We start from the raw sequence: 26,475 nt of genomic DNA, 5'->3' as shown, positions 1-26,475 counted from the left end.
TCACCCCGCCCTGACCCGCAACTCCTTCACCCCGTTGATCCAAGCCGACCGCAGCCGACGCGGATCCCCCTCCAGCCGAAGGTCCGGCATCGCGTCCGCGATCGCGTTGAAGATGAGGTCGATCTCCAGGACCGCCAGAGACTTGCCCAGGCAGAAATGAGGGCCGCCTCCGCCGAAACCGAGGTGGGGGTTGGGGTCACGGGTGATGTCGAAGGCGTCCGGGGTGTCGAACACCTCGGGGTCGTGGTTCGCCGAGGCGTAGAAGATGCCGACCCGGTCGCCCTTGCGTATCTGCTTGCCGCCCAGCTCGGTGTCCTGGGTGGCCGTCCGCTGGAAGGACACCACCGGCGTCGCCCAGCGCACGATCTCCTCGGCCGCCGTCGACGGCCGCTCCCGCTTGTAGAGGTCCCACTGCTCGGGATGTGTGAGGAAGGCGTGCATGCCGTGCGTGATGGCGTTGCGGGTCGTCTCGTTGCCCGCCACCGCCAGCATCAGCACGAAGAACCCGAACTCGTCCGACCCGAGATTGCCCTCGCCCTCCGCCGCCACCAGCGTGCTGACGATGTCCCGCGCCGGGCACTGCTTGCGGTCGGCGGCCATGTTCATGGCGTACGCGATCAGCTCGGTGGCCGACTCCTTGCCGACCTCCTCCGTGATGGCGTACTCGGGGTCGTCGTACGCGATCATCTTGTTCGACCAGTCGAAGATTTTCGCCCGGTCGTCCTGCGGTATGCCGATCAGCTCGGCGATCGCCTGGAGCGGCAGCTCGCACGCGACCTCCGTGACGAAGTCGAACGGACCGGAGTGCGCGCGGGCGCCCTCGACTATGGCGTGCGCCCGGGCCCGCAGCCGTTCCTCCAGCGCCCGGATCGCCCGGGGCGTGAACCCGCGCTGCACGATCTGCCGCACCCGCGTGTGCTCCGGCGGGTCCATGTTGAGCAGGATCAGCCGCTGCGCGTCGATCGCGTCCCGCTCGATGTGCTCGTTGAAGCGGATGATCGCGGTGTTGAGGGACGAGGAGTACAGCTCGGGATGCGTGGAGACGTACTTGACGTCGGCGTGCCGCGTGACGGCCCAGTAGCCCTCGTCCTGGAAACCGGCCAGGCCCGCGGGCTGGGCGATCCAGGTGACCGGTTCGACGCGGCGCAGTTCGGCGAACTCCGGCAGGGGCACACGGTGGTGCAGCAGATCGGGGTCGGTGAAGTCGAACCCGTCGGGAAGCGCTGGACAGGGCATGGCGGCTCCAGCCATCTGACGGTCCATCAGGAAGTGCCGTGAACGTAACGGCGGGCCCCGAAGACTGCAAGACCCTTGCGGTGACGGACGTCACGTCAGCAGACTGCACACAGAACTAGAACACGTACCAGTTGCCGCAGCTCCCGCAGTTCCCCAGTTCCGCTAGCTCCGCTGGTTCCCGCCGGTCCTGACTCTGGACGAGAGGACTGCCTCATGGCCGCCGAACCCGTCATCGTCGAAGCCGTCCGCACCCCCATCGGCAAGCGCGGCGGCGCGCTCGCCAATCTGCACCCCGCCTATCTGCTGGGCGAGACGTACCGCGAACTGCTCGGCCGTACCGGCATCCCCGCCGACTGCGTCGAGCAGATCGTCGGCGGCACGGTCACGCACGCCGGCGAGCAGTCCATGAATCCCGCGCGCACGGCCTGGCTGACCATGGGCCTGCCCTACGAGACGGCGGCGACGACGGTCGACTGCCAGTGCGGCTCCTCGCAGCAGGCCTCCCACATGACCGCCAACCTCATCGCGGCGGGCGTCATCGACGTCGGCATCTCCTGCGGCGTCGAGTCCATGTCACGCGTACCGCTCGGGTCGGGCTCGAAGCACGGGCCCGGGAAGCCGTTCCCCGACGAGTGGAACGTCGACCTCCCGAACCAGTTCGAGGCGGCGGAACGCATCGCCCGCCACCGCGGCCTGACCCGCGAGAACGTCGACACCCTCGGCCTGCTCTCCCAGCAGCGCGCCGCCAACGCCTGGTCGGAGGAGCGCTTCAAGCGCGAGACGTTCGCCGTGCAGGTCCCGACGACCGAGGAGGAGCAGCACGCCGGGCAGGGCATGTGGCGGCTCGTCGACCGTGACGAGGGCCTGCGGGACACGTCGATGGAGGCACTGGCGGGCCTGAAGCCGATCATGCCGACGGCCGTGCATACGGCGGGCAACTCGTCGCAGATCTCGGACGGCGCGGCGGCGATCATGTGGGCGTCGAAGCGGATGGCGCGCGCCCTGAAGCTGAAGCCGAGGGCGCGGATCGTCGCCCAGGCGCTGGTCGGCGCCGACCCGCACTTCCACCTCGACGGTCCGATCGACGCGACCCGCGCTGTGCTGGGCAAGGCGGGGATGTCGTTGAAGGACATCGACATCGTCGAGATCAACGAGGCGTTCGCATCGGTGGTGTTGAGCTGGGCGCAGGTCTTCGAACAGGACCTGGAGAAGGTCAACGTCAACGGCGGTGGGATCGCGCTCGGGCACCCGGTCGGAGCGACGGGTGCCCGGCTCATCACGACGGCGCTGCATGAGCTGGAGCGCGCGGACAAGGAGTTCGCGCTGGTGACGATGTGCGCGGGCGGCGGACTCGCCACCGGCACGATCATTCAGCGGTTGTAGCCGCCGACCAGGAGACGAAGGTGGTGAAGGCGGCGGGGGCGACGGTGAGCAGGGGGCCGGTGGGGGTCTTTGAGTCGCGGATGGCGATGGTGGCGCAGGGGGCTTCGGCGATCTCGATGCACTCGCCGCCCTGGTCACCGCTGTACGTCGACTTGCGCCACGTCAGACCGATCGGTGCGCACTCGACGCACTGGCCGCCCTGGTCGCTGCTGTAGCTGGACTTACGCCACTGGGCCACCGTCGGAACCGCGTTGCTCGCCATAGCGTTCCTCCATTACGCGCCGGATCAACTCCGCCGAGTCCCTGAGGGAGAGAGCGGCGGCCTGGAGATGATCGTAACGGAGCGAGCAGTCTTTGACAGTGTCCGGATTGGCGGTCGGATGCCCGCTGCCGTACCCCTCGATGTAGACGATGGTCGGGTCGCTCGGAAAGCGGTAGAGGTCGAACGAGCCGGTGAGTCCCGCGTGCGCGCCAACTGAGAACGGCAGGATCTGGATGTTGATCCGGGGGTTGTTCTCGAAGGACAACAGGTGGGCGAGTTGTTCCCGCATCGTCTCCGGGCCGCCGATTGCCTGATACAGCGCAGCTTCCCCGAGAACGGCCCAGAAGACCGGCGGATCCTTCTTCTCGAAGATGCGCTGGCGGGCCAGCCTTACGGTGGTGCGGTCGTCGAGGTTGGTCTGATCCAGCACGCCGAGCACCGCACGCGCGTAGGCCTTGGTCTGGAGAAGGCCCAGGACCATATGGTCTTGGTAGGAGCAGATCTCGATGGCCCGCGACTCAAGTTCCGCGACTTGCTGAAACCAGGCCGGAAGTTGGCTACGCAGCACCAGCTCCGTCAGTCGGGACAGCAGACCGCCCGTCCCCAGCGCCGCGTCCACCCGTTCGCTGAATGTGGGCGTCGGAAGCTTGCGCGCCGTCTCGATCTGCCCGATCAGCGACCCGGTGTAGTTGACGATGTCCCCGAGCTGCCGCTGTGTCAGTCCCGCCGCTTCCCGCGCTCGCCGCAGCTCGTAGCCGTAGTAGTCCAGCGGCGAGGCACCGGGGTCGAGGACGTTGATGTGGGTCACGCACGGTCCCCTCTCACGCAACTCCGCCCACAATGGGACGGGTTGTATCCGTTCCATTGCCCAGAGTAGTTGCGGCTGGCCAGCCTCGTAGCGTGAACGAATACATTCCCCCGGCCTACTTGGCCCCGCGACCCGTCCAGTACCGCATGAACCTGGCCGTGGGCGAGCACTCGGCGCGGCACATCCGCCGTATCGTACGCTCGCTCCTGGCGGAGTGGGAGATGCCGGACCTGACCGACGCGGTGGAGCTCGGCGTGACGGAGCTGGTCGCCAATGTCGTACGCCACGTCCCGGACCGCCGCTGCACGCTGCTGGTGATGCGGCTGCCGACGGGCGCCCGCCTGGAGGTTGCGGACGGCTCGGATCAGCTTCCCTCCGTGCCGTTTGGCTTGTCACCGGAGTCGGAGAGCGGACGCGGGCTGTTGCTTCTCGACGCGGTGACCGACAAGTGGGGCGTGGACATGAGAGCCGACGGCGGGAAGACCGTCTGGTTCGAGTGCCGGGAACGATGAGCCCGCCCACCGTAGGCAATGAGGCGGTCGGCTTCGGGCGTCCGCTGGTAGTAGACCTTGCTGCCTTCGCGCGTCCGGCTCAGCAACCCCACCCGGTGTAGACGGATCAGGTGGTAGGACACGGCGGATGCGCTGATGTGGTGGCGCTCCGCGAGTTCCGTCGTGGTCCGAGAGCTGCCCAGGTCCGTGAGCAGAAGAAGCCGAGCCTGTCCGATGACCAGGCCGAGGGAGTCCATCCCCGCGGAGTGCTCCGTCAACGGATCGCTTTCGAGGCCAGGCCGCACCGGATAGGCGAGGTGGGTGCCGTGTTCGGCCGACGGATCGTCGCGGAGCAGCCAGGCCGTCATCAGCGGAGAGGGGTGCAGCACGATCTTCTTGGGTTCGATCACGCCGTACACGTGGACACCCTGGATGCGGAGCACGCCGGAGTCGTACGAGAGGTCCGGGTGAAGGGAGCTGAGGGTGGCGCCGAGTCCGCGCCGGGCCATGGAAACGGCGCGGCGCCGGATGTCGTTTTCCATCAGGACGTGCATGGCGTTCCACCTGGCCGACATGCACGCCGACCAGAAGGCGCTCAACTCGCGGGCAATCCGCTCTGCAAACGCGCGCTCTCCGGCCTCCAGGGCCTCCGCGATCTTCTGTGTCTCCGCGGATGGCAACCGCCGATCGGTCAGTGCGGCTTCCACGAAGTCACCCATTTGGCGCGCGACGATCCGGCTCGGCGTCGACGCGACCAGGTGCAGCTCCGCATCCAACGAGCCGTGGCCGTCGGCCCCCGCAAACATGAATCCGGGTACGTAGTTCTTCTTTTCGCGTCGCAGCGCCATGAGCAAGCCCAAGTCGCGGTGACCGAGCGCCTCCTCGGCCACTCCGTCCATCCAGTGCCTGTCTCCAACGGCCGTCAGTCCGAACCCAAGAAGAGATCCGATCTGGGCCAGCGGGGATACCACGAATCTGGCGTCCATGAGAGCGTCAGACGTAAGCCGAACTGAAATCACTCATCCCCCCAGTGCTGATACGGGCGCCCCGCCGACCCTGGTCAGTGGTCGGCGGTCTCCACGCGTGCAGGCAGGAGAGCCCCTTCGTGCGAGATCTTCACACGGCTCCGTGATCGCGACCAGATCATTTTCAGGCGCTTCATAAGGGACGTTCTATGCCGCTCGAAGGTCACGGCGAGCAGTGTCCACTCCGGGAGTAGACGAGAACCTGTGCGCCGTGCACCTCAGTCCTGTCGCAGATCTCGAAGTGCTCTTTCAGGGTCTGCCGTTTGGCCTCCTCCTGCGGGAAGGGATCGAGCGGCTGCCCTGCGGGATCGGTCAGCGCGATGATGCGGTCCGTGGCCAGCATGTGCCGCCTGATGGTTTCAGGCGGCAATTCGGTACCTTGCAGAGTGCGCGAGACCGATGGGGACTCCGCGAGGGCCAAGTCGTCCAGACGCCCGAGCACAGTGGGATACGACAGCAGCCACTCACGGCGTCTGGCAGGCATGAAGAGCACCCCGTCACCCTCGTCCGCCGACCTCGCGACTGCTTCGGCCACGGCAACCGCATCGTCCTTGCGGCTTTCAGGCGTGCGGACAAAGAGCGACCACGGCAGCAGTACGGCGATCGTCGCAACGGCTACCAGACACCCCGTCAGAACCCGGGCCACGGGGACAAGGCGGTGACGCTGCTCCACAGCCCACGCAAGGGCTGCCCCAGCGGGCAGTGCCAGTCCCGTCATGCCATACAGCACATAGCGCTCGACGTACCAGGGCTTGACCAGGGAGACAGCCATGAGCAAGCCCGCCGGCGCGACGAGCATGGGGAGGGCCATAGCGGCCAGGTCGCGCCGACCGGTGCGGCGCACGAGGAACCGGCACAGCAGCCAGCCCACGATCGAGATCCCGGCGAACTGCAGCCAGGAAGTCAGCCCCGGACGTCCCAACCAACCCAGTTGCTCGTCCGCCTGCCCCGCGCTCACCGCCGCCAGCGGCAGAAGACAGAGCGACACGCCGACTGCCGAGATGCCCCAGCACCGCCACAGCCGCTGAGACACACGTAACCGCCACAGCGTGAGCCCATGGGCGACGATCGCCAGGGCGGCGAACTCATGCAGCCAGCACGCGAGCCCGAGAACGACGCCGTACAGCGTCCACCACCGGGCGCGGGGGTCTCGACAACCGCGCAGGAACATGTAAGTCGCCCACGTGACCCCGGCGGTGACCAGGGCGTACGAGCGTCCCTCCTGCGCATAGTGCTGCGTCACCGGCAACAGCGCGAAGACCAGCCCCGCGATTACCCCCGTCGGCCTGCCGGCCAGCCGCGCGCCGATCGCCCCAACCCCGGCCGCTGCCATGGCAGTCGCCAGCACCGACGGCAGTCGCAGGGCGACAAGGCCGCCGTCCCACAAGACGAACACGCCATGCATGAGGAGGTAGTACAGGCCGTGCACGGCGTCGATGTGGCACAGGAGGCCGAACAGCTCCCCCAGTGACCGGTGGGCCACCTGATAGGTGACAGACTCATCACGCCACATGCTGTCCTGCCTGTCGATTCGCCACAGGCCGAGGGCCAGCGCGACCATGGCCGGTACGAGAATTGACGCTGTCGACCTTTTCCTGCCATGTGGGGTCGGCTGGGCCACTGTGCGGGGACAGTCGTCGGTCGGCAGTGTCCTTGCGGCATCCAAGTTCTGAGTGATGGTCTCCTCCTGCGAAATGGGCCATGCTCCTGCTGAGACTGAGTGACGCGCTCGCGTCAACAGTGGCCGCCGCGCACGTAGACGTCGATGTGTGCCGTGTCGACGGCTGTATGGGCGCATCGTGTGAAGTACGCGCGCAGGGTCGCCTTCTTCGCCTCCTCCCGTGCGTTCATCTCGTGGCGCTCACGTGTCGGCTCACGCACCACGACAACCCGTGAGACGTCCAAGATGCGTCTCCGGATGTCTGCGGGCGGCAACTCGGTGCCGTAGAGCGTGCGGGAGGCGGTCGGTGAGGCGGACAGCGCCAGGTCCTGCCCGCCGTACGAAGACGGCTCCTGCTGGAGGCTCCACACGCGGCGGCTGCCCGGTAGGAAGAGCACGCCGTCCCCGGGCGCCGTCGTCTGCCGTACCGCGCGCCCTATCGCCGCGACGTCATCGCTCCGGCTCTCCGAGCTACGCAGATGCGTCCCTACGGGTACCAGGGCGATCAGCGCGGCAGCCGAGGTCGCGAGCAGCAAGACCGCGCGCGCCCGCAAGGACATCCAGAGCGCGTCGAATGCGGCGCCCGCGAGGAGCGCCAGGCCGGCCTGGGCGTACAGCACGTACCGGTCGACGTAGAGAGGTTTGAAAGCCGAGGCCAGCAGCAGTAACGCGGGCGGCATCACAAGCAGCGGCAGGGCCAACGTGCCGAGTCCCGCGCCCGGGCAGGCAGCGGACGCCGGCCGTCGGACTGCCAGACAGGCCAGCCCGACGACGGTGTTCAGCACGAACCCCAGTACGTCTCCGCTCACGGACACGTCGATCCACGCCACCTGCCGGGACTGTCGCAGGCTCAGCAGCACCAGCGGCGTCACCGTCACCACCGCGCAGCAGCAGGACGCCGCCCATGCCACGACGAGCGCCCGCGGCAGGCGGGCGGCGAGCAGGGCCACACCGTGCGCGACGAGTGCCAGCAGGGCGAACTCGTGCAACAGACCGGACACTGCGGCCAGCGCGGCATAACCGGCCCACCACCCGCGACGCCGATGCCGGCCCTGGTCAGTGCATGCTCTGAGCAGGATCCACGTCTCGCCCACGACCAGCGCAGTCACCAAGGCATAGGAACGACCCTCCTGCGTGTAGCGCTGGACGGTCGGCAGCAGCGTGAACACCACGCCCGCCGCAAGTCCGGCCCGTGGCCCGGCGAGCCTCCGCCCGACGGCAGCAACCCCCATCGCCGCACAGGCCATGGCCAGGACAGAGGGGAGGCGCAGTGTGAGGAGACCGCCGTCCCAGAGGTGGAATACGCCGTGCATGAACAGGTAGTACAAGCCGTGGACCGCATCGGTATCGCCCAGCGTGCCCCACAGGTCGGGCAAGGTGCGGTGGGCCATGTCGTAGGTCACGGCTTCGTCCTGCCACAGGCTTCCCCCGCGGCGTATGCCCCACAGTCCGGTCACGAGGGCCAGGAACGGGGGCAGGACCACAGATGCGGTGTGTGCCGGGCCGGTGGCCGGCGCCGCGAGACGGACGGTCGCATGGTGGCCGCGGCGACGGGCTGCGGGCTCGTGCAGTTGTGAAGTGGCGATGGCGAACTCGGCTTTCGTCGCAGGCGTATCGGCTCGTGACCTCAGCCCACCAGCGCAGGAGTTGATAGGCAGCCCCCCAGCGGATCACCCATCAATCCAGTGAACGGCTAGCGTGACGTGTGGATTTCGTCCCTGGATGCCACCCGAAGGGAATAGCCGGATCCCGGTCGGAGTCGCTTCGGGCTCGCTCCAGGCCCGCCTAGACGAAGGGAAGCACCGTGGGTCGCCGCGAGAACGAGTTGGACCCCGACGAGGGGCCGGTGCAGCGCCTCGCGCACGAGTTGCGCCTGCTCCGCGAGAAGGCGGGCAGTCCGTCGTACCGCGAACTCGCCCGGCGCGCTGGCTATTCTGGACCGACACTCTCCGAGGCGGCGGCCGGCCGACGGCTGCCCTCCCTGTCGGTGACCCTGGCGTACGTCAGTGCCTGCGGCGGGGACCAAGCCGAGTGGACGCAACGCTGGCGAGCCGCGTCGAATGATGCAGTGCGGGCGGCGGCGACCGACGACGCCCCGGCACCGTACCGAGGCCTGGCGCGATACGGAACTGACGACCGCCACTTGTTCTTCGGCCGAGCGCCCGAGGTCGACAGGCTGCTCCGGATGATGGCCGAGCACCGGTTCGCTGCCTTGGTTGGCGCTTCGGGCAGCGGAAAGTCGTCACTGCTACGCGCAGGCGTCGTGCCGGTCCTTCGGGACGGCGGCGCGGTCGACTTCCAACCCAGTGCCGTGCGCATCTGCACGCCGGGGGCCGATCCCGTACGCGACTGTGGTGCCCTGCTGGCTCCCGCCCAGGGCACCGTGGGAGACACGGTCGTCGTGGTCGACCAGTTCGAGGAGCTCTTCACGCTGTGCCCGGATCCGGCGCAGCGGCGCGCGTTCATCGAGATGCTGCTGACGGCGCGCGAGGCAGACAGCCGAATGCGCACCCTGATCGCCGTACGGGCCGACTTTTTCGGGCACTGCGCGGAGCACCAAGGGCTCGTCCGAGCCATCGACGAGGCGCATCTGTTGGTCTCCGCCATGTCCGTCGAACGGCTGCGTGAGGCGATCGTGCGGCCTGCCGGAGCGGTCGGCCTGATAGTGGAGCGGGCCGTGACGGACCGCATCCTCGCCGAGGTGGCGGACGAGCCCGGCGGGCTACCGCTGATGTCCCACACGCTCCTGGAGCTGTGGCGGCGCCGCAAGGGCAAGCGACTGGCTCTGTCGGCGTACGACGCAATCGGCGGCGTCCGGGGCGCCGTCGCGCACACGGCGAACGACGTTTTCAATCGGTTCGGCCCGGCGGAGGCGGATGCGGCCCGCGCCATGCTGCTGCGACTCATCTCCCCCGGCGAGGGCGGGCCGGACACCCGGCGGCCCGTCCCGCTGTCCGAGCTGCGGGCCAGGGGCGTCGGCGCCGAGGTGCTGGAGCGGATGGTCGCAGCGCGGCTGCTGACTGTCGACGGGGACAGCGTGGAACTCGCCCACGAGGCCCTGATCACCGCTTGGCCCCGGCTGCGCGGATGGGTCGAGGACGAGCGCGAACGGCTGCGGCTGCATCGGCGGTTGACCGAGGCGACCCGCGTCTGGGAGGGGCTGGCACGCGACCCGGGGGCTCTGTACCGGGGGGCTCTGCTGCGCGCGGCACGGGAGGCGTTCACCACGGCCGACGGAGAGCCGGTGGCAGAGCTCAACGAGTCGGAGGGCGCGTTCCTCGCCGCTAGCGTGGCGGAGGACGAGCGGGCCCTGCGCGAGGCTGTGCGCTCGGCCCGACGCGTCCAGGTGCTCGCAACACTGCTCGTTGTGGTCGTCGCCAGCGCATTGACGGCGTGGGTGATGTGGTTCCTCACCCGGGAGCACCCCTGAGAGGCGGTGGTGCATTCCGGCCAACCGTGAAGCGGAATATCCTTATCCGCCCTTCGATGTCACTGTAAACACTCAGGTAACGATCTCTCTCCCGACGGCACGGTTGAAATCCAGGCCCTTTGAAATCTGGCCAACTCACCAATCATTCGTTGACGAGGCCATGCCCACCCCGTTGGAATTACAGGCGACAGGAGGCGGCCGGAATATCGGGGGAAGTGATTCGACTCGGGTTGCCCGGCCGCAGCCACCCCCACCGAGAACGGAGAGAGAAAATGCGTCGTAGGATTGCCGCTGCCATCGGCTCCGCCGCACTCGTCGGTGCGACCGCGTTCGGTTTCGCCCAGTCGGCCACCGCCGCCGAGGCGGGGCCCCAGGCCACGCACTTCTGGCTCTTCCAGCACGACAACTACGGTGGTAGCAGCAAGAACTTCTCGGGCGACGATCGCGACCTGAGCGACACGTTCTGGAACGGCACGACGAGCAGGGTCGACAACGGGGCCAGCTCGATGAAGAACCAGACGAGCCGCGACGTGGTGCTGTACCAGAACGTCGGCTGCTCCGGCGACAACTACTTCGCCCGCGCCAACTCCGTCGACGGCGATTTCAGCAACAACGGGTTCGACAACAGGGCCAGCTGCGTAGACTTCCGCTGAGCGAAACAGGGCGGTGCCGGCACATCTGCGGCACCGCCCTTCCCCTGCCCGAACAGGGCCGACAGCACAGGTCGGACGACGGAGATTCCCGTGACACACCACCGTGCCGCATTTCTCGTGGCGTTAGCTCTGCTGATCACTGGCTGCTCGGCGAACGCCGCCACCCGCGGAGAGGGCGATAAGGCGTACGACGCCCCGAAACCCACCGCCGAGGTCGTCGGCCTCGTACTGCCCTTCGATGCGTATGAGCTGTCCCACGGAGAATCCTTCACCATTGCCAAAGCCCAGGATCTGCTGATCCGGGCATGCATGCACAAACGCGGCCATGAATGGCAAGTTCTCAATTACCCCGAGCACGTCGATGATTTGAAGAACCGTCGGCGATACGGCGTCATCGAGATCCAGGTGGCCCGAAAATTCGGTTACCACGCCACCTCTGACATTCTGTCCGGTGCAACCGATATCACGGACCAACGCAGGAAACGCGACGAACACCTCGGGACCGACGGCGTACGCGCGGCGTACGACGAGAAGACCGGCTGCGGCTACAAGGCAAACGCCTATCTCCTGCGCGACGGGGCGAAAGTCGACTACAGCAGATTCAATCGGTTGAGCTCCGAGCTGCTGGCGAAGGCCAAGCGGGAGCCAACGGCCATCAGGACACTGAAGCGCTGGGAAGCATGCATGCGGAACAAGGGATTCGACTACCGCACGCCCGACGAGTCCATCGCCGACCCCCGGTGGTGGTCGGAGGAGTCCGGCCATGAGATGTCCGACGGTGCCTCACGCCAAGAGATCGCCACAGCCGTGGCGGATGTCCAGTGCAAACAGCGGACACGCCTGGTCAAGGTGCTGTATACAGAGGAGTCCCGCCTCCAGCGACGGGCTGTGGCTCTACATCGCTCCTACTTCGGGCAACTTGCCTCGGCGAAGACCAAAAACCTGAAACATGCGCGCGAGGTCATCAACCGACAGTGACGGCCTTAGTATCGCCGGTGCCGTCTGAGTCCGCAGTGCACGCGAGGCCACCTGGAGCAGCGGAAGCCAGAGCGTCGCCAGTTGCGGCCCGCGGCCCCTGGAACACATACGCCAGCCCGAAGCCCGCGCCCACCACCAGGGCGCCGCCGACCGCGTCGAGGACCCAGTGGTTGCCGGTGACGACGATCGCGGTCACCGTGAGGGTGGGATGCAGCAGGCCCAGTGCCTTCATCCATCCCCTGGGCGCGACGATCGCGATCACGACGCCGCACCACAGGGACCAGCCGAAGTGCAGTGAGGGCATCGCCGCGTACTGGTTGGTGAGGGCGGTCAGGGTGCCGTAGTCGGGCTGGGAGAAGTCCTGGACGCCGTGGACCGTGTCGATGATGCCGAGGTCCGGCATCAGGCGGGGCGGGGCGAGGGGGTAGAGCCAGAAGCCGATCAGGGCCAGGAGGGTGGTCAGGCCGAGCGTGGAGCGGGCCCAGCGGTAGTCGACCGGGCGGCGCCAGTACAGGACGGCGAGGACGGTCAGCGGGACGGTGAAGTGGAACGACGTGTAGTAGAAGTCGAAGAACTGGCGGAGCCAGTCGACCTTCACTATGGCGTGGTTGAGCGTGTGCTCGATGTCGAGGTGGAGCATCCGCTCCAGGGAGAGGATCTGCTCGCCGTGCTCCTCGGCCCGCTCCCGGCCGCCGGTGGCCGCCAGCCGGACCTTGGAGTAGGCGGCGTACGTCACACGGATGAGGAGCAGCTCCAGGAGGAGGTTCGGGCGGCAGAGGACCCGGCGCAGGAACGGCAGGAGCGGTATGTGCTTCCAGCGGGCCGGGACCGGTGGGGCGTACTCGGTGGGGATCGGGGCGCGGTAGTAGGGGGAGGTGCGCGACAGGAACGGTACGGCCGTGGCGGCGGCGATCGCGGCGAGGAGGATCACGTTGTCGCGCAGGGGGTGCAGCGCGGCCATGTTCGGCAGGAGCATCTTCGCCGGGAGGGTCATCACCAGGACGACGGCCACGGGCCACACCAGGCGGTCGGAGGCGCGTCTGCCGACCCGGCCGACCACCGCGAGCAGCACCCACAGCAGCTGGTGCTGCCAGGCCGTCGGCGCGACGACGATCGCGGCGCAGCCGGTGAGGGCGACGGCGAGCAGGAGCTGGCCGTCGCGGGCGTAGCGGACGGCCCGGCGCAGGCCCAGGGTGGCGACCGCCGCGCCCAGGGTCAGGAAGAGGGCGATCTCCAGCGGGCCGGACAGGCCCAGCCGGAGCAGCGCGCCGTGCAGGGACTGGTTGGCGAGGTCGTCGGCCCGGCCGCCGAGGCCGACGCCGGCCATGTGGTGCACCCAGTAGGTGTACGAGTCGTGCGGCATCACCAGCCACGCCAGCGCCGTACATCCGGCGAAGGTCGCGCCCAGGGACGCGGCGGCCTTCTTGCGTCCCGTGAACCACAGCAGCGGGGCGAAGAGCAGCACCGTCGGCTGGAAGGCGGCGGCGACGCCGATCAGCGCGCCGCCGACCCGCTCGCCGCGCACGGCGAAGCAGCCGAGGAGGACCAGCAGGACCGGGATGATGCTGGTCTGGCCGAGCCAGAACGCGTTGCGCACCGGCAGCGACAGCATCAGCAGGGAGATCGCGACGGGCGCGGCGACGAGGGACGTACGGCGGCTTATGGGGGGCGGGAGAGCGCGGGCGGCGACCAGGCCGAGGACGACGACCAGCAGCAGCGTGCCGAAGGTCCAGCCCCAGCCGAGCGCCTGTTCGGCGGCGCGGGTGAGGGGCTTGAGGACCAGGCCGCCGAAGGGGGTGCCGGTGAAGCGGGTGGAGTCGTAGAGCGAGCCCTCGACGTGCAGGACGCCGCCCGGGCCGACCCAGGTCTCCAGGTCGGTCAGCCGCTCACCCCGTGGGGTGCTGAGGACGACGGCGATCTGCCGTACGCCGAGGATCGCGGCCACCAGCCACAGGGCCAGGCGCGCGGCGCGCAGGCGTACGCCGACCGTCGCTCCGAGGACTCCCACCGGTCTCCCGCTGTGCTCCGCATTCGCCACGCCGCGTCGGCCTCCCGCCCCGTTCGTCCCACGTGCCGTGCACGTGGGGAAGACGCAGGCAACCCCCGATTCACCTGACGTCCCCCCTCCTTTTGTCCGGGAGACGATAGTCGGCGGGGGGTCGGGTTGCCTCGGCCGGGCGCGAGATGGATCACAGGGTGATCCCGGAAGAGGCGTTCAGGCGCCCACCGACAGGCCTGGACAGGGCGTATTGAGATGAGGCGTCGGCTCAGTTGGCCTTTGCGTGTTGGAGGTGGCGGGACTTGGTGCGGCGCCATGGGGTGGAGGGGTCGGCGACCGTGCCGGCGGTTTGGGTTCGGGATGTGGTGGGGCGGCTGGTGCCCAGGCGGGCCGTGGTCCGGGACAGCGTTCTGTCTCCGGGGCGGGCGGCGATGTGGAAGTGCGAGAGCTTCACCGGCGTGAGGTCGCCGCCCCAGACGACGGTGCCGTCGCAGTCCGCGAGGATGTCCCGCACGATCGCCTCCTGGTGCGGCCAGAGGCCCTCGCTCCCGTTCAGGGGGTAGGCGGTGGGGTGGAGGGCGATGGCGGTGCCGGAGAGGTGGTTCGACTCGAAGTCGGCGCCGACCGTACGGCGGGTGGTGTGGGCCATGACGCCGCCGCCTTCGCCGGTGTCCAGCGCGGCGATCTCGTAGTGCCAGCGCCACGCGACGTGCAGGAGCACCGCGGCGGCGTCACCGCGCCGCAGGGCGAGCGAGCACACTGGGATCATGCGGGACGCCAACCTGATCATCAGCCTGCGGGTGACGAACACCGTGTGGCACACCCTGTCCCCTCTCGGCCAGGCTCTGCTCGAAGGGCGCCGGCCGGACGAGGAGCCGCACACCCCGGGCCGCGTTCTGACGCGAACACCCACGGCTCGGGTCGGCGCGCGGTCGGCGTGACCTCCCCACTCCGACCTCGTCGACGGCGCCCACCGACTCCGCCGCGCGCCAACGGACACCACCTTCCGCACTCATCACCCGCCGTCGCTCCACTGGCCCCACCGGCATCACGGGAGGAAAACCTGACGCACCCCCACTCGTTAGAATATCTACTTAGGGCTCCTAACCAGTCCGTACGTTCAACCAGCCGGCGCTTCCAACGAGACCGAGACCGACGAGAGGCAGAGCGCATGAGTGAGTCGCAGATCTGGGACGTCGTCGACGAGTACTTCTCCACCCATCTCTCGCGCGACGACGAGGTCCTCCGGGCAGCCCTGCGCGACAGCGAGGCGGCCGAGCTGCCGCGGGTCAACGTCACGGCGACCCAGGGCAAGTTCCTCCAGCTCCTCGCCCAGGTGCAGGGCGCCCGGAACATCCTGGAGATCGGCACGCTCGGCGGATACAGCACCATCTGGCTGGGCCGCGCCCTCCCGGCCGACGGCCGGCTGATCTCGTTGGAGTACAGCCCGAAGCACGCCGAGGTGGCCACCCGCAACATCGCCCGCGCGGGCCTCGACAAGGTCGTCGAGGTGCGCGTCGGCCCGGCCCTGGAGTCGCTGCCGCAGCTCGCCGACGAGAACCCGCCGCCCTTCGACCTGGTCTTCATCGACGCCGACAAGGCCAACAACGCGCACTACGTGGAGTGGGCGCTGAAGCTCACGCGCGCGGGCAGCCTGATCGTCGTCGACAACGTCGTCCGCGGCGGCCGCGTCGCCGAGGCGGACAGCCCCGCCCCCGACGTCCAGGGCACGCGCGCCGCCATCGAACTCATCGGCTCCCACCCCAGGCTCACCGGCACCGCGATCCAGACGGTGGGCAGCAAGGGCTACGACGGCTTCGCGCTGGCGCGCGTCCTCGGGTGAGGCCGCTCAGGCCTCGTGGTAGTAGCCCACGTTCACGCTGCGCGGCCCGGTGCGGTCCTGGATGACGATCTCGCCGTTGCCGCCCCTGGGCAGCGGCAGCGTACCGCCGTACGCGAGCGGCTGGGCGTACTCGCCGGACATCAGCCGGACCTCGGAGGACGGGTCCGGCTGCGAGCCGCGCAGCCAGGTCACCTGCCAGCCGCCGTCCGGCCCGCACAGGAACTCCAGGTGCACCCGCGAGACGAACAGCCAGTCCTCGGGCGTCACGAGCCGGCACACGGTCCTGTCCCGGCCCACCCGCAGCACCGTTCCCGGCTCGCTGGGCGCGTCGGCCATGAGCATGCCGGCCGTGGCGCCCGCATCCGTCCCGGAGACGGAGGCCATGGTCAGTTCGAGCACGTGCGCTCCCTTGCAACGTCCTGATCGGGCAGCCCGGTTGGCCTGCCGCCGCCGCATGATAAATCGCCCGGCGGGGCGGCGTCCGGCACAATGGCCTCATGACCGAGCGAAAGCCACCGGGCGTCAGCTTCGAGTCCTGGACCGACAAGCAGATCCGTGACGCGCAGGCGCGCGGCGACTTCGCCCATCTGCCGGGCGCGGGTAAGCCACTGCCGAAGGACGTCGAGGACACCTACGACGAACAGTGGTGGATCAAGCGGAAGTTGGCCCGCGAGGGCATCTCGGTCCTGCCGCCCACCCTCGCCCTGCGCAAGGAGGCCGAGGACGCGCTGCTCGCCGCGATGCGGGCGCCGTCGGAGCGGCTCGTGCGGAAGATCGTCGAGGACGTCAACGTCAAGATCCGCGACGTCATGTTCAAGCCGCCGCCCGGCCCCCCGCTGGGTCTGAAGCCGTACGACGTCGAGGATGTCGTACGGCGGTGGCAGCAGGGCCGTGCGGCGGCCGGATAGCCTCCCTCAGTGGCGCAGGAGCCGGTCGGCCAGCTCGCGGTAGTCCCGCAGGGCGAGACGGAGTTGTTCGGTGTCGCTGGTCGCGGGGGTGGCCTCGTCGGTCGCCTCCCAGGACCGGCGCAGGGTACGACGCCGCTGGGTCACGGCGTCCGTGAACCGGGCCGCGATCTCCTCCAGCACATGGTCCGCCTCCTCGATGGCGGCCCGGGGGCCGTCCACGAAGGAGGACACCGCCTGCTGCAATCGCAGCTCGAACTTGTCGGTCTCCTCACGCGGCAGGAGCGGGGCCATGCGGGAGGTGGGGGCGGAGAAGTCGGCCGGGGGCCGCTCCGAGGTCGGCGCCACAGGGGCCCCTTCAGCCTCGGAAGTCCCATGAGCCGCATCGGTCGGCGGCACTTCGCGCGCCGTACCTTCGGTCTCCGCCGTCTCCCGAGCCGTCCCCGGCTCTGTCTCACGCCCGATGAGGTCCTCGCGCCGCTCGCTGCGGTCGGGCTCGGGCGGCTCACCGCCCGTGGGCCGTGTCACGTCGGTCATGTGCCTCAACTCCCCTTCGCGTGGCGCCCGAACGTCCACGGCATGTGCAGGCGGCCGGGGCCCGCGTGGGCCAGTGTCTTGGTCCGTTCGGTGGGCGGACGCCCCTGGTCGTCGTCGCGCGTCGGACGCAGCAGGTCCTCGAACAGGGCGCGGGCCTCGACCATGGCCTCGCGCATCTCCTCGGTGGCGGTGCGCTCGTCCGGTGCGCCGCTCCCCCGCTCGCGGGCGAGGCGGTGGACGCGCCGGTAGCCGTGCACGTGGTCCGCGTGGTGCACGGACAGCGCGGCGAGCTGTTCCTCGTACTGCCCGCCGTCCGGGAAGCCCCGAGCCCCGGCCAGCTCGGCCAGCAGCTGGTCGACCTCGGTCACGGCCTCCTGCGGGGATTCGACGAACCGCTCCTGGGCGGCCGTCCAGCGGGCCTCGAACCGCTCGCGCTGCGCCGGTTCGAGCGGCCGCTCGCGCAGCTCGCCGTGCCGCTCCACGCGCTCGGCGAGTTCACGTTCGGCGGCCCTCGCATTCCCGTCGTGCCGGGACACGGCCCGGTCGTACTCGGGTCCGAAGCGCCGCTTCAGCTTCCGTCCGCCGCCCGCGCCACGGCCGAGCAGGGTCAGGGCGGCCACGACGAGGGCGACCGCCGCCACAATCACGATCAGAGCAATGATCCAGCCAGTGGACATGAATGCCTTCCGGGTTCTCGACCCGACCGACCCATCACCGAGCCGGTCCACTGACCGGGTTGCCCACACGCCCCCACCCAAACGACGCGCGCCCGCCATGCCCGACAATGCCGCCCATGCCCTGGACGATCACCCCGGAACCCACCGACTCCCCCGCCGCCGTCGCGCTCTGGCGGGCGTACTACACGGAGGTCAGTGACCGCTGGTACCTACGCCACCAGGGCCGCACAACCGACCCGGCCGAACTGGAACGGGAGATCGCCGCCGACACGGGCAAGGACCTCACCCTGCTGCTCGTCGCACGGTACGACACCACACCGGCCGGCACGGCGGGCATACGCCTGACCCCCGACCCGACCACCGCCGAACTCACCCGCGTCTTCCTCCTGCCGCACCTGCGCGGCAAGGGCGGAGCCACACGGCTCGTCACCGCCGCAGAGCAGGCCGCCCGCGACCTCGGCGCCACCCGAATGATCCTCGACACCAGAAGCGACCTGGTGGAGGCCCGGACCCTCTACGCACGCCTCGGCTACGAGGAGACGGGGCCGCACAACACAGACCCGTACGCCGAGCACTGGTTCAGCAAGCGGCTCACCTGATGAGGCACCCCCACGCACCCGCAGTCGCGCACGGCGGGCATCCCGACCCGCGCAGCACCTCTCCGTCACGGTGCATCTGGTGCGGGAGTTGAACGACCCGCAGCCGGTCCTCCTTCAGGAACCACGCCAGGACACCTCCTCCCGGTCGACGACACCCGAACGCCTGCGCCGTTCCGGCGCGATTACGGGGGCTTCGCGAACACGACGCACACGGGATCCGCGTAATCTCTGGGACCACGGGGCGGCCCCGAGGGGAGGGAGGACGCGTGGCGGAGCCGAAGAAACACCGGTGCCCGGAGTGCGGGGCGCCCAGGGGGGCGGACAACACCCCGTCCTGCGCGTGCGGCGAACGCGCCGCCGAGGCCCTGCGGGACGCGCGCACGGCGGAACAGGCGGCGGCGGAGGACTTCGACCCGCTGCGCATACGCCCCTACGTGGCCCTGGACGCGACCGCACCGGACGCGCCGACCGAGGCAGTGCCCCCGGCGGAGCCGACCCTGCCGCTCCCCGCGCCGACCTCGCCGCCCGCCCCGGCCATCACGCGGGCCACGGAATCCGAGCCACGCCCCCGCACCGCCCGCCCCCGCCCCGCCCGCCGCCGCACGGCACTGCTGGCGGCCTCCGGCGCGGTGGTCACGGTGGCCGCGGCGGCAGGCTTCGCGAGCGGCCTGTTCTCGTACGAGCCCCCGACCCGGGACAGCGCGGCCCCGGAGTCGGTGCGGGAGGCAGTACCGGAGGCCCGCACGACGCGCCCGAGCCCGACCCCGACGGCAACGACACCGTCGGCGACGACCCCCACGCCGCCATCCCCGTCCCCGACGCCCCCACCGACCCCCACGCCGACCCAGGCGCGCACCACGCCCCCGGCGTCGCCACCCCCGTCACCCACCCCGGCCCAGCCGTCGCCACCCCCGGTTCGCGCAACGGGCTCCCTGGCCCCCTCCGACCGCGACGAGCCCGCCCCGACCCTGCGCCGAGGCGACTCCGGCCCCGAGGTGACGGAACTCCAACTCCGCCTGCGCCAGCTGTACCTGTACAACGACGACCCGCACGGCCACTACACGCAAGAGGTGGAGAACGCCGTACGCAACTACCAGTGGGCCCGCGGCGTACAGACCGACGAACTGGGCGTCTACGGCGAGGAGACCAGACAGAAGCTGGAGTCGGAAACGTCGGAGCCTTGATCCGACGGGAAGCCGACCTCCCCTCACCCGACAGGAAGCCGGCCACCCCTCACCCGACAGGAAGCCGACACTTCGTCGGCCTACCCGAGAGAAACCCGGATCTCCCCACCCTCGGCCGCCTCGACCCGCACCCCGGTCAGATCCGCCACCAGCACGTCCGGCCGGTGCACCGAGGCCCGCGGCCCCACCCCCACGACCCGCATCCCCGCAGCACGCCCCGCCGCGATCCCCGCCCCGGAGTCCTCGAAGACCAGGCAGTCCGCGGGAGCCACGCCCAGTTCGGCGGCCCCCTTGAGGAACCCCTCGGGGTCGGGCTTGCTCGCGCCCACGGATTCGGCGGTCACCCGGACGTCCGGCAGCGCCAGCCCCGCCGCGGCCATCCGCGCCGTGGACAGCGGCACATCCGCCGAGGTCACCAGCGCGTGCGGCAGCCCGCGCAGGGACGCCAGGAAGTCCGCCGCACCGGGGATCGCGACGACGCCCTCCATGTCGGCGGTCTCCTCCGCGAGCATGCGCGCGTTGTCCGCCAGGTTCCGCTCCATCGGCCGGTCCGGCAGCAGCACGGCCATCGACGCATATCCCTGCCGCCCGTGCACGACCTTCATGACCTCGTCCGGGTCCAGCCCGTGCCGCTCGGCCCACCGTCGCCAGATGCGCTCCACGACGGCGTCGGAGTTGACGAGGGTGCCGTCCATGTCGAGCAGGAGGGCGCGGGCGGTGAGCACGGTGGGCACGGTGGTGGCCGTCATCGGCAGCTCCAGGACGCGGGGAGGGGCGGCGCAGGCGGCGGGCCCCGACGAAACAAGGCGGCCCCGCCCGCCGGTCAGGGAAAACGGGCGGGAGCCACTTTGTTCCCCCACGGTACAAAACAAGTCGCGCCGCCGCCACCACCGTGGCCAACCCTTCACCTGCCGTTCAGCTCACCCGGTCACGGCCTCTCACCCGGTCACGGCCTCCCAAAGGCTCCACACCCCGAGGCCCAGCATCAGCAGTGCCGCGACCTTCGTGATCAGCCCCAGCGGCACGCGCCTCATCAGCGCCCTGCCCCCGACGATGCCCAGCCCGGCCACCGCCCACAGCGCCAGCACCGCACCCAGCCCGACGGACAGCGGATCGTCGTACCGCGCCGCGAGATTCGCGGTCATGATCTGCGTGAGATCGCCGAACTCGGCGACCAGGATGAGCATGAACCCGGCCCCGGAGACCTTCCAGAAGGACTGGTCCTGCGGGCTGCGGATCTCCTCCTCGCCGTCGTCCTTCTTCATCAGCAGCATCGCCGCGCCACCCAGGAAGAGCACACCGGTCAGCGCGTGCACCAGTTGCCGCGGGAGCAGCGTGAGCACACTGCCCGCCGCGACGGCGAGCGCGACATGCAGCGCGAAGGCGGCGGCCACCCCGGCGAAGACGTACGAGGCGCGGTAACGGGTGCCGAGGACGAGCCCGGCGAGTGCGGTCTTGTCGGGCAGTTCGGCGAGGAAGACGACGCCGAAGACGAGCGCCGTGACGGTGAGGCTGATCAAGGTTCCTCAATCGGTCGGGGCCACCGGCCGAGAGTCGCAGGCGAACATCGGACCTCGGCACGGCAGCACACGCGGCACCCGTGCCGTACGGCACGGGCGTGTACTGCTTGCCGAAGGTCTCGCCGGCCGGCCTCGTGATCGAGGCCCGCCTCCGGGCGCCGGCCCAGGTCCCTCACGGGCTGAGCAGTATGTCGACGGTCCGGCGAAAGGGCTACTCCCCTTCTGCGCCGTCCATGGTACGCGACGGCCCCGAAGCCGAAAGTTCGGTCTTGAACCTTGTCGTGTCATGCACGCGTCACTAGCTTGCCATCGAACGCACACGCGCTCGCAACACGGCACCGACAGCATTCCCTCGCCCGCACCCCGACACCCCCACACCCCAAGGGAGTTCGCATGCCCAGGTTCTACGCGCGTCGACGACGGAGCACAGTCGCGGCGATCAGCGCCTTCGTCGCCTCCGTCGCCCTGTTCAACGCCCCCACCGCCTCCGCCGCCCTCCCCACCCCGGTCAGCGGCGCCACCGCCCGCTCCTACCTCGCCCAGCTCACCGTGGCGAACGAGGACCGCACCGGCTACGACCGGGACCTCTTCAACCACTGGATCACCATCAGCGGCTCCTGCAACACCCGTGAGACCGTCCTCAAGCGCGACGGCTCGAACGTCGTCACCAACTCCTCCTGCGCCGCCACCAGCGGCAGCTGGTACTCCCCGTACGACGGCGCCACCTGGTACGCCGCCTCCGACGTCGACATCGACCACCTCGTCCCGCTCGCCGAGGCCTGGGACTCCGGCGCCGACAACTGGTCCTCCTCCCGCCGCCAGGCCTTCGCCAACGACCTGACCCGCCCGCAGCTCCTCGCGGTCACCGACAACGTCAACCAGGCCAAGGGCGACCAGGACCCGGCCACCTGGATGCCGTCCCGCACCGCCTACCGCTGCATCTACGTGCGCGCCTGGGTCCAGGTGAAGTACTACTACGACCTCTCGGTCGACTCCGCCGAGAAGAACGCGCTCACCAACTACCTGGCCTCCTGCTAGGCGCATTGATCACCCGAGCGTTGCCGACCGAGCGTTGCTGACAGCCGCCCGGCATTCTGGCGCGGAACCTACCCGCCGGCCTCCGTCGTTCCGTACCGTACGGGGCGACGGAGGAGGCGAGCCGAAGGGGCGCGCCGGCCAGAGAAGAGGCGGGCGATCACGTGGCGGGACTGCGCCTGGGACCACTGCTGCGATACGTCGACGACTCCACCGCGACCGTCTGGATCGAGGCGAGCCGCCCGTGCACCGCCGAGGTGCGCTGCGCCGACGGCGCCCACGGCACGGCCCGCACCTTCCAGGTCGCCGGCCACCACTACGCGCTCGTGCCGGTGACCGGCCTGACGGCCGGGACGACGACGTCGTACGAGGTGCTGCTCGACGGCACGCGCGTGTGGCCGCTGCCCGACTCCTCGTTCCCGCCCTCCGTGATCCGCGCCGGGTTCGTCGGCGACACCGTCCGCGTCGCCTTCGGCTCCTGCCGCTGGGCCGCGCCCCCGGCCGACGGGAAGGACCGGGTCGGACTCGACGCCCTGGACACCCTGGCCGCCCGCTTCGCGGCCGACCCCACGGCCGAACGACCGGACGTCCTGCTGCTCCTGGGCGACCAGATCTACGCCGACGAGACCTCCGTGGCCACCCGGCGCCTGCTGGCCGCCCGCCGCGACCTGCGGGAGCCGCCGGGCGGCGGAGTGGCGGACTACGAGGAGTACACGCAGCTCTACTACGAGTCCTGGCTCGACTCCCAGGTGCGCTGGCTGCTGTCCACCGTGCCGACCTGCATGATCTTCGACGACCACGACGTCATCGACGACTGGAACACCTCCGCCTCCTGGCTCGCCGACCTGCGCGCCACCGACTGGTGGCAGGAGCGGATCCTGAGCGGCCTGATGTCGTACTGGGTCCACCAGCACCTGGGGAACCTGTCCCCGGCCGAACTGGCCGCCGACCCGCTCTACGCGGCCGTACGGGACACCCCGGACGCCACCGACCTGCTGCGCGCCTTCGCCCACGAGGCCGACGCCGACCCGACGGCCGCGCGGTGGAGCTACCGGCGCGACTTCGGGCGCGTCCGGCTGCTGATGGTGGACACGCGCGCGGCCCGCGTCCTGGCGGAGGGCGAGCGCGCGATGCTCGACCCCGGCGAGGAGCAGTGGCTGCGCACCGAGGCGCTGGACGAGCCGGGATCGTACGACCATCTCCTCATCGGCACCTCCCTGCCCTGGCTGCTGCCGCACCTGGCGCACGACGCCGAGGGGTGGAACGCCGCGCTGTGCCGGGGCGAGAAGGGCGAGCGCTGGGCGCGCTGGGGCGAGAAGATGCGGCGGGCGGCGGACCTGGAGCACTGGTCGGCCTTTCCGGAGTCCTTCGACGCGCTGGCTGCGCTGATCGCCGAGGTGGGCTCGGGGGACGCGGCACCGGCGACGGTGTGCGTGCTGTCGGGAGACGTGCATCACGCGTACGTGGCCGAACCGACGTGGCCGTCCGGCGGGCCGCACGCGCGCGTGCTCCAGCTCACCTGCTCGCCGGTCCACAACTCCATCCCGCTGGTGCTCAAGTGGGGCTTCCGCTTCGGCTGGAGCGGCGTCGCGCGTTTCCTGGGCCGCCGGATCGCGGGCCATGGCAAGGTGCCGCAGCCGTCGATCGACTGGCGGTGCACGGGCGGGCCCTGGTTCGGCAACCAGCTCATGACGCTGACGATGAACGGGCGTTCGGCGCGGCTGCGGCTGGAGCACGCCCAGGGGGACGGGCGGGGCGGAGCACGGCTGGCGACCGTGGAGGAGTCGGTTCTCACCACCGCATGAGGTACATCCGGGACCTGTGGGGCGCGCGTTGGCTTCTGGTGTCCCCGACGGCATGATGAGGCGGACCGTCCGCTTCCCGCGGGCGGTTCGCCGCACTGTGCCGCACCTGCTCGGGAGTCACCGCTTTGTCTGCACCGACCGCGGAATCCATATCGGAGTCCTCCCTACCGGAGTCCTCCCTACCGAGGACTTCCTCATCGAGGACTTCCTCGCAGGGGGCGGTGGTGCCGGTGCCGGCCTCCGCGCCGCCGTCGGCGATCGCCCTGGTCGGTGCCGGGCCGCGCGGCACCAGCGTGCTGGAGCGGCTGTGCGCCTCCGCCGCCGAACTCCTCCCGCCCGGTACGCCGCTGACGGTCCACGTGATCGACCCGGCACCACCCGGCCCCGGACGCGTGTGGCGCACCGCGCAGTCGGCCGAGCTGCTGATGAACACGGTCGCCTCGCAGGTGACGTTGTTCACGGACGAGAGCGTGGACTGCTCGGGGCCGATCCGCCCCGGCCCGAGCCTGTACGAGTGGGCGGGCGGTGAACTCGGGCCGGACGACTACCCGACGCGGGCGCAGTACGGCCGCTATCTGGAGTGGGTGTTCGCGCGGGTGGTGCGGGACGCGCCGCCCGGGGTGCGCGTCCAGACCCACGCGGCCCGCGCGGTCCGGCTCGACGACGGTCCCGACGGCCGTCAGGTCCTCGCCCTGGACGACGGCCGGGTGCTGACCGGGCTCGCGGCCGTCGTCCTCGCGCAGGGCCATCTGCCGACGGCACCGGACGCGCACCAGCGGCAGCAGACGTCGTACGCCGCCCGGCACGGCCTGCGCTACATCCCGCCCGCCAACCCGGCGGACGTCGACCTCACCCCGCTGTCCCCCGGCGAACCGGTGCTGCTGCGCGGCCTGGGCCTGAACTTCTTCGACCACATGGCCCTGCTGACCACCGGCCGCGGCGGCCGCTTCGTCCGCACCGGGGACGGGCTGCGCTATGTCCCCTCCGGCCGCGAGCCACGCCTGTACGCCGGTTCCCGGCGCGGCGTCCCGTACCAGGCGCGCGGCGACAACGCCAAGGGCCCGTACGGCCGTCACGAGCCTCTCGTCCTCACACCGGAGGTGATCGCGGGCTTCCGCAAGCGCGCGGACTCCGGGGACGCGCCGGACTTCCTGACGGAGATATGGCCGTTGGTGGCGAAGGAGGTCGAGACGGTGTATTACGCGGCGCTGCTGGGCGGGAATGCGACGGCGCCGGGCAGATGTGCCGACGCCGCGGTGGCGGGCGGGGGCGCGATGGCGCCGGGCGGAGGCGCCGACGCCATGGTGGCGGGCGGGAAATCCACGCCGCCGGACGGCAACGCCACGCCGCCAAACGGGAACGCGACAGCGCCGGACGGGGACGCCATGCTGCCGAGCCGGAACTGCACGCCGCCAGACGGGAACGCCACGCCGCTGGACGGGAAATCCACACCGCCGGACGGGGACGCCACGGTGCTGGGTGGGTCGCGGGAGTTCGTCGAGCGCTATCTCGCCGTCTCTCATGGCGATCCTCAAGAGGCGCGTCTGCTGGACGAGTTCGGGGTTCCGGCCGCCGACCGTTGGTCGTGGGAGCGGATCTCCCGCCCGTACGCGGGACGTGCGTTCGACGGGCCCGGGGACTGGCGGGACTGGCTGCTGGCGTATCTGCGGGAGGACGCCGCGCAGGCCGCCCTGGGCAATGTGCGCGGCCCGCTGAAGGCCGCCCTCGACGTGCTGCGCGACCTGCGCAACGAGATCCGGCTGATCGTCGACCACGCGGGACTGACCGGCGTGTCCCGCCGGGACCACCTGGACCTCTGGTACACCCCGCTCAACGCGTTCCTCTCCATCGGCCCGCCCCGGCGCCGAATCGAGGAACTGACCGCGCTGATGGAGGCCGGGGTGGTGGAGGTGCTCGGGCCACGGCTGGAGGTGCGGTGCGCGGAGGGGGCGTGGGTGGCGCAGTCGCCGGAGGTGCCGGGGTCGGCGGCGCGGGTGACGACCCTCATAGAGGCCCGGCTCCCGGAACCCGACGTGCGCCGCACCGCCGACGAGCTGCTGGCCCGGCTCCTGCGGACCGGGCAGTGCCGCCCGCACACGGCCGACGGATACGAGACGGGTGGGCTGGACGTGACCCGGCGGCCGTATCTCCTGATGGATCGTCAAGGGCAGCCGCACGAAAGGCGGTTCGCGTTCGGGGTGCCCACGGAGGGGGTGCACTGGGTGACGGCGGCGGGGGCGCGCCCCGGGGTGGACTCGGTGACGCTGTCGGACGCGGACGCGGTGGCTCGGGCGGTGCTGCGGGTGGCGGCGGGGACGGGGGCAGGGGCGGAGTCGGGGCCGGAGTCGGGTGAAGAGAGGCCGCTGAGCAGGCCCAACGGGGAGAATGTTGAACTTGCAAGCATTGATTAGGTGTGCCTAACGTGGGTGGGCCACTCGGTTCTGT

25 protein-coding genes and 1 pseudogene are annotated in these 26,475 nt (G+C 70.3%); 13 read left to right on the top strand and 13 right to left on the bottom strand.

Annotated elements, in window-relative coordinates:
- The gene (locus KWI83_RS23310) at positions 1–1,236 is read right to left on the bottom strand and encodes a cytochrome P450 (protein WP_218516328.1); all 1,236 of its coding nucleotides are present in this window, start codon (positions 1,234–1,236) and stop codon (positions 1–3) included.
- 213 nt (positions 1,237–1,449) lie between these two features.
- Here KWI83_RS23310 and KWI83_RS23305 point away from each other — a divergent pair, with 213 nt between their 5' ends.
- Positions 1,450–2,619 carry a steroid 3-ketoacyl-CoA thiolase gene (locus KWI83_RS23305; protein ID WP_218516327.1) on the top strand — a complete coding sequence of 390 codons (1,170 nt, stop codon included), beginning with the start codon at positions 1,450–1,452 and terminating at the stop codon, positions 2,617–2,619.
- On the opposite strand, the gene KWI83_RS23300 is transcribed toward KWI83_RS23305, so the two are convergent.
- Positions 2,603–2,881: a DUF397 domain-containing protein gene (locus tag KWI83_RS23300; protein ID WP_218516326.1), complete on the bottom strand. Its 279-nt coding sequence runs from the start codon at positions 2,879–2,881 to the stop codon at positions 2,603–2,605. The genes KWI83_RS23305 and KWI83_RS23300 overlap by 17 nt on opposite strands.
- Positions 2,841–3,689, bottom strand: a complete 849-nt coding sequence (locus KWI83_RS23295; protein ID WP_218516325.1) for a helix-turn-helix transcriptional regulator — start codon at positions 3,687–3,689, stop codon at positions 2,841–2,843. Before KWI83_RS23295 ends, KWI83_RS23300 begins: the two co-directional genes overlap by 41 nt.
- Before the next feature lie 92 nt (positions 3,690–3,781).
- On the opposite strand from KWI83_RS23295, the gene KWI83_RS23290 reads away from it, so the two are divergent.
- Positions 3,782–4,201 carry an ATP-binding protein gene (locus tag KWI83_RS23290; RefSeq protein WP_374106356.1) on the top strand — a complete coding sequence of 140 codons (420 nt, stop codon included), beginning with the start codon at positions 3,782–3,784 and terminating at the stop codon, positions 4,199–4,201.
- A gap of 89 nt (positions 4,202–4,290) precedes the next feature.
- Here the strand turns inward: KWI83_RS23290 and KWI83_RS38915 are convergent.
- From KWI83_RS38915 to KWI83_RS23280, 3 genes and pseudogenes are all read right to left on the bottom strand, one after another.
- Positions 4,291–4,437 (bottom strand): annotated as a pseudogene (locus tag KWI83_RS38915) (ArsR family transcriptional regulator); the annotation flags it as partial.
- A gap of 931 nt (positions 4,438–5,368) precedes the next feature.
- A complete protein-coding gene (locus KWI83_RS23285; protein ID WP_218516323.1) occupies positions 5,369–6,766 on the bottom strand; it encodes a glycosyltransferase family 39 protein in 1,398 nt (465 codons plus the stop codon).
- A 173-nt stretch (positions 6,767–6,939) separates the two neighbouring features.
- Positions 6,940–8,268: a glycosyltransferase family 39 protein gene (locus KWI83_RS23280; protein WP_308122142.1), complete on the bottom strand. Its 1,329-nt coding sequence runs from the start codon at positions 8,266–8,268 to the stop codon at positions 6,940–6,942.
- A 401-nt stretch (positions 8,269–8,669) separates the two neighbouring features.
- On the opposite strand from KWI83_RS23280, the gene KWI83_RS23275 reads away from it, so the two are divergent.
- The 3 genes from KWI83_RS23275 to KWI83_RS23265 all read left to right on the top strand — a co-directional run bounded on the left by KWI83_RS23275 (position 8,670) and on the right by KWI83_RS23265 (position 11,926).
- The gene (locus KWI83_RS23275; protein ID WP_218516322.1) at positions 8,670–10,295 is read left to right on the top strand and encodes a helix-turn-helix transcriptional regulator; all 1,626 of its coding nucleotides are present in this window, start codon (positions 8,670–8,672) and stop codon (positions 10,293–10,295) included.
- 272 nt (positions 10,296–10,567) lie between these two features.
- A complete protein-coding gene (locus tag KWI83_RS23270) occupies positions 10,568–10,948 on the top strand; it encodes a peptidase inhibitor family I36 protein (RefSeq protein WP_218516321.1) in 381 nt (126 codons plus the stop codon).
- 90 nt (positions 10,949–11,038) lie between these two features.
- A complete protein-coding gene (locus tag KWI83_RS23265) occupies positions 11,039–11,926 on the top strand; it encodes a hypothetical protein (RefSeq protein WP_218516320.1) in 888 nt (295 codons plus the stop codon).
- On the opposite strand, the gene KWI83_RS23260 is transcribed toward KWI83_RS23265, so the two are convergent.
- Positions 11,913–13,964: a bifunctional glycosyltransferase 87/phosphatase PAP2 family protein gene (locus tag KWI83_RS23260; RefSeq protein ID WP_218516319.1), complete on the bottom strand. Its 2,052-nt coding sequence runs from the start codon at positions 13,962–13,964 to the stop codon at positions 11,913–11,915. The genes KWI83_RS23265 and KWI83_RS23260 overlap by 14 nt on opposite strands.
- Positions 13,965–14,193: 229 nt before the next feature.
- Complete coding sequence (locus tag KWI83_RS23255; protein ID WP_218516318.1) at positions 14,194–14,694, bottom strand: hypothetical protein; 501 nt, start codon at positions 14,692–14,694, stop codon at positions 14,194–14,196.
- Between KWI83_RS23255 and KWI83_RS23250 the strand changes: the two genes are divergently transcribed.
- Both KWI83_RS23250 and KWI83_RS23245 read left to right on the top strand, forming a co-directional pair.
- Positions 14,693–14,866, top strand: coding sequence for a hypothetical protein (locus tag KWI83_RS23250; RefSeq protein ID WP_218516317.1), 174 nt, complete (start codon positions 14,693–14,695; stop codon positions 14,864–14,866). The genes KWI83_RS23255 and KWI83_RS23250 overlap by 2 nt on opposite strands.
- 230 nt (positions 14,867–15,096) lie before the next feature.
- Entirely contained in the window at positions 15,097–15,768 is a 672-nt protein-coding gene (locus tag KWI83_RS23245) for an O-methyltransferase (RefSeq protein WP_218516316.1), read from the top strand.
- 6 nt (positions 15,769–15,774) lie between these two features.
- Here the strand turns inward: KWI83_RS23245 and KWI83_RS23240 are convergent, their stop codons facing one another.
- Positions 15,775–16,167, bottom strand: coding sequence for an FHA domain-containing protein (locus tag KWI83_RS23240; protein WP_218516315.1), 393 nt, complete (start codon positions 16,165–16,167; stop codon positions 15,775–15,777).
- Between the two features lie 98 nt (positions 16,168–16,265).
- Here KWI83_RS23240 and KWI83_RS23235 point away from each other — a divergent pair, with 98 nt between their 5' ends.
- A complete protein-coding gene (locus KWI83_RS23235) occupies positions 16,266–16,676 on the top strand; it encodes a DUF1992 domain-containing protein (RefSeq protein WP_218516314.1) in 411 nt (136 codons plus the stop codon).
- Positions 16,677–16,682: 6 nt separating this feature from the next.
- Here KWI83_RS23235 and KWI83_RS23230 read toward each other — a convergent pair whose 3' ends face one another.
- Both KWI83_RS23230 and KWI83_RS23225 read right to left on the bottom strand, forming a co-directional pair.
- On the bottom strand, positions 16,683–17,210 hold the full coding sequence (locus KWI83_RS23230; RefSeq protein WP_218516313.1) for a hypothetical protein: 528 nt from the start codon (positions 17,208–17,210) through the stop codon (positions 16,683–16,685).
- Positions 17,211–17,215: 5 nt separating this feature from the next.
- Positions 17,216–17,887 carry a hypothetical protein gene (locus KWI83_RS23225; RefSeq protein WP_218516312.1) on the bottom strand — a complete coding sequence of 224 codons (672 nt, stop codon included), beginning with the start codon at positions 17,885–17,887 and terminating at the stop codon, positions 17,216–17,218.
- Between the two features lie 116 nt (positions 17,888–18,003).
- On the opposite strand from KWI83_RS23225, the gene KWI83_RS23220 reads away from it, so the two are divergent.
- Both KWI83_RS23220 and KWI83_RS23215 read left to right on the top strand, forming a co-directional pair.
- Positions 18,004–18,486 carry a GNAT family N-acetyltransferase gene (locus KWI83_RS23220; protein ID WP_218516311.1) on the top strand — a complete coding sequence of 161 codons (483 nt, stop codon included), beginning with the start codon at positions 18,004–18,006 and terminating at the stop codon, positions 18,484–18,486.
- 266 nt (positions 18,487–18,752) lie between these two features.
- A complete protein-coding gene (locus tag KWI83_RS23215; protein WP_218516310.1) occupies positions 18,753–19,670 on the top strand; it encodes a peptidoglycan-binding protein in 918 nt (305 codons plus the stop codon).
- Between the two features lie 80 nt (positions 19,671–19,750).
- On the opposite strand, the gene KWI83_RS23210 is transcribed toward KWI83_RS23215, so the two are convergent.
- Positions 19,751–20,419 carry an HAD-IA family hydrolase gene (locus KWI83_RS23210; RefSeq protein WP_218516309.1) on the bottom strand — a complete coding sequence of 223 codons (669 nt, stop codon included), beginning with the start codon at positions 20,417–20,419 and terminating at the stop codon, positions 19,751–19,753.
- Between the two features lie 189 nt (positions 20,420–20,608).
- Complete coding sequence (locus tag KWI83_RS23205) at positions 20,609–21,190, bottom strand: TMEM165/GDT1 family protein (RefSeq protein ID WP_218516308.1); 582 nt, start codon at positions 21,188–21,190, stop codon at positions 20,609–20,611.
- A 393-nt stretch (positions 21,191–21,583) separates the two neighbouring features.
- On the opposite strand from KWI83_RS23205, the gene KWI83_RS23200 reads away from it, so the two are divergent.
- From KWI83_RS23200 to KWI83_RS23190, 3 genes are all read left to right on the top strand, one after another.
- Positions 21,584–22,228, top strand: coding sequence for an HNH endonuclease family protein (locus tag KWI83_RS23200; protein WP_218516307.1), 645 nt, complete (start codon positions 21,584–21,586; stop codon positions 22,226–22,228).
- A 161-nt stretch (positions 22,229–22,389) separates the two neighbouring features.
- A complete protein-coding gene (locus tag KWI83_RS23195) occupies positions 22,390–24,030 on the top strand; it encodes an alkaline phosphatase D family protein (protein WP_218516306.1) in 1,641 nt (546 codons plus the stop codon).
- 224 nt (positions 24,031–24,254) lie between these two features.
- Positions 24,255–26,441, top strand: a complete 2,187-nt coding sequence (locus tag KWI83_RS23190) for an FAD/NAD(P)-binding protein (RefSeq protein WP_308122141.1) — start codon at positions 24,255–24,257, stop codon at positions 26,439–26,441.
- Positions 26,442–26,475 lie beyond the last annotated feature (34 nt).

Source organism: Streptomyces sp. TRM70350 (assembly GCF_019219825.1).
Taxonomy (GTDB): Bacteria; Actinomycetota; Actinomycetes; order Streptomycetales; family Streptomycetaceae; genus Streptomyces.
This window is presented reverse-complemented; position numbering and strand designations above follow the sequence as displayed.

What these genes read in the sequence shown, in the direction of transcription:
- KWI83_RS23310 (WP_218516328.1), bottom strand. Translation starts at nt 1,236, where the DNA reads ATGCCCTGTCCAGCGCTTCCCGACGGGTTCGACTTCACCGACCCCGAT.
- KWI83_RS23305 (WP_218516327.1), top strand. Translation starts at nt 1,450, where the DNA reads ATGGCCGCCGAACCCGTCATCGTCGAAGCCGTCCGCACCCCCATCGGC.
- KWI83_RS23300 (WP_218516326.1), bottom strand. Translation starts at nt 2,881, where the DNA reads ATGGCGAGCAACGCGGTTCCGACGGTGGCCCAGTGGCGTAAGTCCAGC.
- KWI83_RS23285 (WP_218516323.1), bottom strand. Translation starts at nt 6,766, where the DNA reads ATGGTCGCGCTGGCCCTCGGCCTGTGGCGAATCGACAGGCAGGACAGC.
- KWI83_RS23270 (WP_218516321.1), top strand. Translation starts at nt 10,568, where the DNA reads ATGCGTCGTAGGATTGCCGCTGCCATCGGCTCCGCCGCACTCGTCGGT.
- KWI83_RS23250 (WP_218516317.1), top strand. Translation starts at nt 14,693, where the DNA reads ATGCGGGACGCCAACCTGATCATCAGCCTGCGGGTGACGAACACCGTG.
- KWI83_RS23255 (WP_218516318.1), bottom strand. Translation starts at nt 14,694, where the DNA reads ATGATCCCAGTGTGCTCGCTCGCCCTGCGGCGCGGTGACGCCGCCGCG.
- KWI83_RS23245 (WP_218516316.1), top strand. Translation starts at nt 15,097, where the DNA reads ATGAGTGAGTCGCAGATCTGGGACGTCGTCGACGAGTACTTCTCCACC.
- KWI83_RS23235 (WP_218516314.1), top strand. Translation starts at nt 16,266, where the DNA reads ATGACCGAGCGAAAGCCACCGGGCGTCAGCTTCGAGTCCTGGACCGAC.
- KWI83_RS23230 (WP_218516313.1), bottom strand. Translation starts at nt 17,210, where the DNA reads ATGACCGACGTGACACGGCCCACGGGCGGTGAGCCGCCCGAGCCCGAC.
- KWI83_RS23225 (WP_218516312.1), bottom strand. Translation starts at nt 17,887, where the DNA reads ATGTCCACTGGCTGGATCATTGCTCTGATCGTGATTGTGGCGGCGGTC.
- KWI83_RS23220 (WP_218516311.1), top strand. Translation starts at nt 18,004, where the DNA reads ATGCCCTGGACGATCACCCCGGAACCCACCGACTCCCCCGCCGCCGTC.
- KWI83_RS23210 (WP_218516309.1), bottom strand. Translation starts at nt 20,419, where the DNA reads ATGACGGCCACCACCGTGCCCACCGTGCTCACCGCCCGCGCCCTCCTG.
- KWI83_RS23200 (WP_218516307.1), top strand. Translation starts at nt 21,584, where the DNA reads ATGCCCAGGTTCTACGCGCGTCGACGACGGAGCACAGTCGCGGCGATC.